Annotated in this window: 9 protein-coding genes; 3 read left to right on the forward strand and 6 right to left on the reverse strand. The window is 71.5% G+C overall.

What is annotated here, in order from left to right:
* Nucleotides 1-137: 137 nt before the first annotated feature.
* The 3 genes from ACK4UM_RS16865 (at nucleotide 138) to choV (ending at nucleotide 3,514) form a co-directional block, all read left to right on the forward strand.
* A complete protein-coding gene (locus tag ACK4UM_RS16865) occupies nucleotides 138-1,082 on the forward strand; it encodes a choline ABC transporter substrate-binding protein (protein WP_409801332.1) in 945 nt (314 codons plus the stop codon).
* A 333-nt stretch (nucleotides 1,083-1,415) separates the two neighbouring features.
* Complete coding sequence (choW, locus tag ACK4UM_RS16870) at nucleotides 1,416-2,291, forward strand: choline ABC transporter permease subunit (protein WP_409801335.1); 876 nt, start codon at nucleotides 1,416-1,418, stop codon at nucleotides 2,289-2,291.
* Nucleotides 2,288-3,514, forward strand: coding sequence for a choline ABC transporter ATP-binding protein (gene choV, locus ACK4UM_RS16875; protein ID WP_409801338.1), 1,227 nt, complete (start codon nucleotides 2,288-2,290; stop codon nucleotides 3,512-3,514). Before choW ends, choV begins: the two co-directional genes overlap by 4 nt.
* A gap of 362 nt (nucleotides 3,515-3,876) precedes the next feature.
* Here choV and nusB read toward each other — a convergent pair whose 3' ends face one another.
* The 6 genes from nusB to pyrF all read right to left on the reverse strand — a co-directional run bounded on the left by nusB (nucleotide 3,877) and on the right by pyrF (nucleotide 6,904).
* Nucleotides 3,877-4,362, reverse strand: coding sequence for a transcription antitermination factor NusB (gene nusB / locus ACK4UM_RS16880; protein ID WP_409801342.1), 486 nt, complete (start codon nucleotides 4,360-4,362; stop codon nucleotides 3,877-3,879).
* Entirely contained in the window at nucleotides 4,359-4,853 is a 495-nt protein-coding gene (ribH, locus tag ACK4UM_RS16885) for a 6,7-dimethyl-8-ribityllumazine synthase (RefSeq protein WP_409801346.1), read from the reverse strand. Before ribH ends, nusB begins: the two co-directional genes overlap by 4 nt.
* A 233-nt stretch (nucleotides 4,854-5,086) precedes the next feature.
* Complete coding sequence (locus ACK4UM_RS16890) at nucleotides 5,087-5,542, reverse strand: GNAT family N-acetyltransferase (RefSeq protein WP_409801349.1); 456 nt, start codon at nucleotides 5,540-5,542, stop codon at nucleotides 5,087-5,089.
* Nucleotides 5,535-5,843 (reverse strand): DUF1330 domain-containing protein, encoded by a 309-nt coding sequence (locus ACK4UM_RS16895; RefSeq protein ID WP_409801355.1) that lies wholly within the window; start codon nucleotides 5,841-5,843, stop codon nucleotides 5,535-5,537. Before ACK4UM_RS16895 ends, ACK4UM_RS16890 begins: the two co-directional genes overlap by 8 nt.
* Nucleotides 5,843-6,133: a DUF1330 domain-containing protein gene (locus ACK4UM_RS16900; RefSeq protein WP_409801359.1), complete on the reverse strand. Its 291-nt coding sequence runs from the start codon at nucleotides 6,131-6,133 to the stop codon at nucleotides 5,843-5,845. Before ACK4UM_RS16900 ends, ACK4UM_RS16895 begins: the two co-directional genes overlap by 1 nt.
* A gap of 69 nt (nucleotides 6,134-6,202) precedes the next feature.
* Nucleotides 6,203-6,904, reverse strand: coding sequence for an orotidine-5'-phosphate decarboxylase (gene pyrF / locus ACK4UM_RS16905; protein WP_409801363.1), 702 nt, complete (start codon nucleotides 6,902-6,904; stop codon nucleotides 6,203-6,205).
* Nucleotides 6,905-7,059: the final 155 nt, after the last annotated feature.

Here is a 7,059-nt window from a genome sequence, read left to right on the forward strand (position 1 = left end):
CGGTCAATCAATTTCGGCCGAGGCACACACGCCGGCGCGCCAGACGAGAGGCGGCGGGGCATCGCGCCCCCGCCCGCGTCGCCGAGCCGTATGCGACGGCCGGCCGGTCCGCGCGCCCGAGAAGGAGACGAAGACCGATGACGATCCGCACCACGCTCGCCGCAGCCGGCCTCCTCGCGCTCGGCGCCCTGCCGGCGGCGGCGGCCGAGCCCGCTTCCTGCCGCACGCCGACCTTCTCCGACGTGGGCTGGACCGACATCACGGCGACGACCGCGATCGCCTCCGTCCTGCTCGAGGCGCTCGGCTACGCGCCACGCACGCAGCTCCTTTCGGTCCCCGTCACCTATGCGAGCCTCGCCAACGGCGACGTCGACGTCTTCCTCGGCAATTGGATGCCCACGATGGAGGCGGACATCGCGCCCTATCGCGAGGCGGGGACGGTCGAGACGCTCGGGGCCAATCTCACGGGGGCCAAGTACACGCTCGCGGTGCCGGCTTACGTCGCGCAGGCCGGGCTGACCGATTTCTCCCACATCGCCGAATTCGCCGATCGCCTCGGCGGGCGCATCTACGGCATCGAGCCGGGCAACGACGGCAACCGGCTCATCCAGTCGATGATCGACGAGGACATGTTCGGCCTCGGCTCCTTCCAGCTCGTCGAGAGCTCCGAGCAGGGCATGCTCGCGCAGGTGCGCCGGGCCGAGCGCCGGCAGGATTTCATCGTCTTCCTCGGCTGGGAGCCCCACCCGATGAACGCGAATTTCGACCTCGTCTATCTGTCCGGCGGCGACGACGTGTTCGGGCCCGATTACGGCGGGGCGGAGGTGCACACGAACGTGCGCGCAGGCTTCCGCGAGGAGTGCCCGAACGTGGGCGCCTTCGTGAGCAATCTGCGCTTCACCCTCGAGATGCAGAACGAGATCATGGGCGCGATCCTCGACGACGGCGCCGAGCCCGCCGCCGCCGCCCGCGCCTGGCTTTCGGCCAATCTCGACACCCCCCTCGCCTGGCTCGACGGCGTGACCACCGCCGACGGCGGCGACGCCGAGGCGGCCGTCCGCGCGGCGCTTTCGGGGCAGTGAGGGTGTGCGGGGGGAGAGGGCGGGCCGCGACGCGGTCCCTCTCTCCTTCCCCTGGGAAGTCTGCCGATCTTTCCCTGCGGTGTCATCCCGGACGCCGAAGGCGATCCGGGACCCATATCCACGACGTGTCGGTCGCAGCCTGTAGGCTGCGTCTCTCCGACCATCGATGCGGCAAGGGTGCGGAGCGAGCGCGGCATGCGCGCTCGGTCGATCGTCGGAGGTTATGGGTCCCGGGTCCGCTTCGCGGCCCGGGATGACAACCTCCGAAAGATTTGAAACTCACACGGGACGGAGCGGAGCGGCACTCTCTTCCGACGCTTCAGGGATGCCTCAATGGACCCGATCGCCTGGATCACCGGCAACAAGATCCCCCTCGGGCGCACGATCCGGGACGGGGTGGACTGGCTCGACGATCGCGCCGCCTTCGTGTTCTGGGCGATCTCGGACACGCTCGGCGCGGTGATCGAAGGCGTCACCGGGGCGCTCCTGTGGGCGCATCCGCTCGCGATCGTCGCCGCCTTCGCCGCGCTCGCCTACGGCCTCCACCGGGACCTCAAGCTCGTCGCCCTCGTCGTGGGCGGCCTCCTCCTCGTGATCAATCTCGGCTATTGGCGCGAGACGATGGAGACGCTCGCGCTCGTGTCCTTCGCCACCGCGCTCTGCATGGCGATCGGCGTGCCGCTCGGGGTCGCGGCGGCGCGGCGGGACTGGCTCTACCGGGCCCTGCGCCCCCTCCTCGACCTCGCCCAGACGATCCCCACCTTCGTTTATCTCATCCCGACCCTGATCCTGTTCGGGCTCGGCGTGGTGCCGGGGCTGATCTCGACGGTGATCTTCGCCATCGCCGCCCCCGTGCGCCTCACCCATCTCGGGATCACCTCGACGCCGCGCGCCCTCGTCGAGGCCGGCGAGAGTTTCGGGGCATCGCGCCGGCAGATCCTGTGGAAGATCGAGCTGCCGCACGCCGCGCCGACCATCATGGCGGGGCTCACGCAATGCATCATGCTCTCGCTCTCGATGGTGGTCATCGCCGCCCTCGTCGGCGCGGGCGGGCTCGGGGCGCCGGTGGTGCGGGCGCTCAACACCGTCAACATCGCCATGGGCTTCGAGGCCGGGCTCGCGATCGTGGTCCTCGCGATCGTGCTCGACCGCCTCTGCAAGCATCCCGGCGGGAATGCCGGCAGGAACGCGGGGGCGACGACCCGATGAGCCGCCCCATCGCCGTGCGCTTCGAGCGCGTCGACGTCGTCTTCGGCCCCCGCCGCGCGGAGGCGCTCGCCCTCCTCGATGCGGGCGCCGACCGCGAGACCATCCAGAAGCGCACCGGCGCTCTCGTCGCGGTGGCGGGCGCCGACCTGTGCGTCCACGAGGGCGAGATCGCCGTGCTGATGGGGCTTTCCGGCTCGGGCAAGTCGAGCCTCATCCGCTGCGTCAACGGGCTCAACCCCGTCTCGCGCGGGCGCGTGCTCGTCACGATCGGCGGCGAGACGATCGACCTCGCCGCCTGCCGCCCCGCCGATCTCAAGCGGCTGCGCGGCACGGGCGTCGCCATGGTCTTCCAGCAATTCGCGCTCCTGCCCTGGCGCACGGTGGCGGAGAATGTCGGCTTCGGGCTCGAGGTGAACGGGGTGCCGAAGCGCGAGATCGCGGCGATCGTGCGCGACAAGCTCGCCCTGGTCGGCCTCTCCGACTGGGCGGACGCCTATGGCCACGAATTGTCGGGCGGCATGCAGCAGCGCGTCGGCCTCGCCCGCGCCTTCGCCATGGACGCGCCGATCCTGCTCATGGACGAGCCCTTCTCCGCGCTCGACCCGCTCATCCGCACGAAGCTGCAGGACGAGCTCGTCGCGCTGCAGAAGGAGCTGCGCAAGACGATCCTCTTTGTCAGCCACGACCTCGACGAGGCGATGAAGATCGGCGACCGGATCTCGATCCTCGAGGGCGGGCGCATCGTCCAGACCGGCAGCCCGGAGGAGATCGCGCTTGCTCCGGCAACGCCTTACGTAGCGGAATTCGTAGCGCACATGAACCCGCTCGACGTGTTGCGCGCCCGCTCTGTGATGACCCCGCTCGCCGAGATCGCGGCGCCCGGCGCGCGCGGGGTCGCCGTGCCGAGCGCGCGGCTCGTGCTCGCGCTCGACGATCGCGGCGGGCTCGCCGGCGCGACGATGGAGGGGCAGCGACCGGCCGCGATCGCGTCGGCGGACAGGAGCACGGCGGAGCGGGCGGACATCGTCCTCGCGCCGCCGGAGACGACGCTGCGCGCCGCGATCGCGATCCGCCGGTCGACCGGGGCGCTGCTCGTGGTCGTGGAGGCGGACGGTCGGGTCGCGGGGATCCTCGGCGAGCGGGAGCTCTACGACGGAGTGTTGGGCCGCAAGGCCGCCATCGCCGCCCGGCAAGACCCCGCCGCCGAGCGCGTCGCGGGGTGAGACTAGAGGGGCGACGCGGAATGGCCCTCCACCTCGGAGCTACGGAGTGCACGCATCGTCCTTCGTGCATGCGTGCGACGTGAGACAGCGCGCTCCCTCTCCTTCCCCTCAGGGGAAGGTGGCTCCGACCCCGACCAGGGGTCGGAGACGGATGGGGTCTTTCGACCCGAAGGGTCGAAGGGGCGTCGAGAGCCGCCGAACGTGAGGAGCTTTACGCCAACGCCCCTTCGCAGCTTCGCTGCGAATGACCCCATCCTACCCGTCGGCTTCGCCGCCGGGCCACCTTCCCCTGAGGGGAAGGAGAGCGGCGGCGCCTCGTCGTCTCGTTCCTATTCGCGGACCACCGATCGATCGACGCCCCCTCACCGCCCCTTCGGCTTGCCGGAGAACTCGTCGGCGCGGACCTCGTGGGCGATGGCGTCGAGGACGGCGTTGACCATGCCGGGCTCGTCCTCACCGTAGAAGCCATGGGCGACGTCGACATATTCGGTGATGACGACGCGGGCGGGCACGTCCTTGCGGAACAGGAGCTCGTAGCCGCCCGCGCGCAGGATCGCGCGCAGCACCGCCTCGACGCGCTTGAGCGGCCAGGCGCGGGCGAGCGCGGCGTCGACCGCCTGGTCGATCGGGCGCTGCTCGCGCACGACGCCGGTGAGGATGTCGCGGAAGAAATCCGGGTCGGAGGGGGCGGCGGCGACGCCCTCGACCTCGCGCCCCATCCAGAAGGCCTCGAACTCGGCGAGCGCGTCGAGCACGCCCTTGCCGGAGACCTCCATCTGGTAGAGCGCCTGCACGGCGGCGAGGCGCGCGCCGGCGCGCTCCTTGGCGCGCGAACGATCCTTCGTCATCGGCCGCCTCCCGCGAGCGCGCGCGCATTGGCGAGGACGCGCAGAGCCGCCCGCGCGGCGCCGCCGCCCTTGTCCATCTCCTCGCGCCGCGCGCGGGCAAAGGCCTGCGCCTCGTTCTCGACCGTGAGGATGCCGTTGCCGAGCGGCAGCTTGCGGGCGATCGAAAGATCCATCAACGCCCGCGCGCTCTCGCCCGCGACGATGTCGTAATGGGTGGTCTCGCCGCGGATCACGCAGCCGAGGGCGATCGCCGCGTCGAAGGGCCGCCCCGCCTCGCGCGCCGCGTCGAGGGCGATCGCGATCATGGCGGGGATTTCGAGCGCCCCGTCGACCGTCACCACCTCGATCTGCGCCCGCGCCTCCTCGCACGCCGCCCTCACGCCCTCGAGGAGCGCATCGGCGATCGCCTCGTAATAGCGGGCCTCGACGACGAGGATCCGCGCGCCGGGGGCGACCGCGATGGGCCGGGACTGGTGATGTGTGGTGACCATGGGTCTCGTCGATCTCTCGCCGGGTGACGTCGCGCCTGAGTTACGCGCGTGCGGGCGGAAGGGCAAGGGGATGCGGGTGGGGATGGGAGACGCTAGCGACCAAAGCAAAGGCCGCCGAGGACTCTCCTGGCGGCCTTTGAGCCGACAGCAAGCTGTCGGTGGGTGATGCTTCATTATCGGAGCATGCGCGTGATTGCGTCAAGCCACAGATAGAGCCGCCCCACCCCCTCCCCTCACACCCGCTTCCCCATCGCGACGAGCCGCCCCGGATCGCGCGCGAGCGCCGCCGCGAGGCCGCCGCCGAGCCGGCTCTCGTCGAGCGCGACGAAGCCCGTGCGGGCGGCGAGCGCGAGGGCGCCCGCGTCGTCGCGCTCGCAGACGAGGGTCGCGGCGGGCATCAGCGCCCAGCGGGCGCGATCGATCGCGCGGGCGACGAGCGCGCTCGCGAGGCCGCGGCGGCGATGCGCGGGGGCGATCGCGAGGGCGTGGATGTGGAAGGCGCCGTCGAGGTCCCCCGCGGCGAGGAGGCCGACGAGCGCGCCGTCCGCCTCCCGCGCGATCCAGAGCGTTCCGCCCGCGCGGCACAGATCGAGCACGGCGCGCGCGGTCCCCGGCACGAGCGCGTGAGCGGCGTCGAGATCGCCCTCCCCGGCCTGCGCGAGGCGATAGCCCGCCGGCGCCTCAGGCACCGGGCTGGGGGCCGTCGTAGCCCTCGATCACGATGAGCTCGACCGTCGCCGAGCCCGCCTGTGCGGCGAGCGCCTCCTGGTATTCGGGCGAGTTCCAGCAGGCGAGCGCGGTCTCGTAATCGGGGAACTCGATCACGACGTTGCGGGAGCGCGCCTCCCCCTTCACCGCCTCGAAGGCGCCCCCGCGCACGAGGAAGCGCCCGCCATATTTGGAGAAGGCGGCGGCGTTCTTGGCGACGTAGTTCTTGTAGGTGTCCGGGTCGTGCACGTCGACGCGGCCGATCCAATAGCCCTTCGCCATCACTCCACCCCCTCGACGACGATCATGTCGGCGATCCCGGCGCCCTCGCGCTTCGCCTTGGCGGCCTGGTATTCGGGGGAATTGTAATAAAGCTGCGCCGCCTCGAAGCTCTCGAACTCGAGGACGACGTTGCGCGCCCGCCCCTCGCCCTCCATCGTGGCCATGCGCCCGCCGCGCACGAGAGGGCGCCCGCCGTATTTCTTGATCGCCTCGCTCGCCATGGCGGCGTATTCGGCCCAGCGCTCGGGATCGGTGACGGTGACGCGGGCGATGAAATAGGCCTTGGGCATGGGGTTCCTCCTTAGCTCTTCTCGTTCAGCTTAGCCGCCCTCGGCGGCGGGCACGAGGGGGCGTCTTCCTCACACCGCCTGCGCCATCTCCGCGAGGATCGCCTCGACCGCCGCGCGCGGATCGTCCGCGCGGGTGATCGGGCGGCCGACGACGATGTGGCTCGCGCCGGCGCGGATGGCGTCGGCGGGGGTGAGGATCCGCTTCTGGTCGCCGGCATCGCTGCCCGCGGGGCGGATGCCCGGCGTGACGATGTGGGTGGCGGGCCCGACGATCGCGCGGATGCGCGCCGCTTCGGCCGCCGAGGCGACGATGCCGTCGATGCCGATCTCGCGCGCCTGCGCGGCGCGCCTGGCGACGAGGCTCGCGACGTCCTCGGCGTAGCCCGCTTCCCGCGCGTCCGCCTCGTCGTAGGAGGTGAGCACGGTGACGGCGAGGATCGCGAGATCGGAGGCGCCCTTGCCTTTCACCGCCGCGCGCATCGTCTGCGGATAGGCGTGGACGGTCAGCATGTGGACGCCGAGCCCCGTGATCGCCGCGACGCCCTCCTCCACCGTGTTGCCGATGTCGTGGAGCTTGAGATCGAGGAAGACCTTTTTGCCCTCCTCCACGAGCGCGCGCGCGAGCCCGAGCCCGCCGGAGAAGGCGAGCCGATAGCCGATCTTGTAGAAACGCCCGGCCTCGCCGACGCGATCGACGAGGGCCCGCGCCTCCTCGACGCTCGCGACGTCGAGCGCGACGATCAGGCGCTCGTCGAGGGGGATGTGGGTCATGGGGGGTCCTCGTGTGGGTGGGAAAGGGGGGCGCAGGAATGATCGCGGAAGGCGCCGCCCCTCTCCTTCCCCTCAGGGGAAGGTGGCTCCGGGCGCGAACAGCGCCCGGAGACCGATGGGGTCCGTCGACCCGCAGGGTCGACCCGGCGCGGAGC

The sequence above is a fragment of the Salinarimonas sp. genome, from assembly GCF_046292825.1.
GTDB lineage: Bacteria > Pseudomonadota > Alphaproteobacteria > Rhizobiales > Beijerinckiaceae > Salinarimonas.

Coding starts and splice junctions, on each gene's coding strand:
- ACK4UM_RS16865 (WP_409801332.1), top strand. CDS start 138: ATGACGATCCGCACCACGCTCGCCGCAGCCGGCCTCCTCGCGCTCGGC.
- choW (WP_409801335.1), top strand. CDS start 1,416: ATGGACCCGATCGCCTGGATCACCGGCAACAAGATCCCCCTCGGGCGC.
- choV (WP_409801338.1), top strand. CDS start 2,288: ATGAGCCGCCCCATCGCCGTGCGCTTCGAGCGCGTCGACGTCGTCTTC.
- nusB (WP_409801342.1), bottom strand. CDS start 4,362: ATGACGAAGGATCGTTCGCGCGCCAAGGAGCGCGCCGGCGCGCGCCTC.
- ribH (WP_409801346.1), bottom strand. CDS start 4,853: ATGGTCACCACACATCACCAGTCCCGGCCCATCGCGGTCGCCCCCGGC.
- ACK4UM_RS16895 (WP_409801355.1), bottom strand. CDS start 5,843: ATGGCGAAGGGCTATTGGATCGGCCGCGTCGACGTGCACGACCCGGAC.
- ACK4UM_RS16900 (WP_409801359.1), bottom strand. CDS start 6,133: ATGCCCAAGGCCTATTTCATCGCCCGCGTCACCGTCACCGATCCCGAG.
- pyrF (WP_409801363.1), bottom strand. CDS start 6,904: ATGACCCACATCCCCCTCGACGAGCGCCTGATCGTCGCGCTCGACGTC.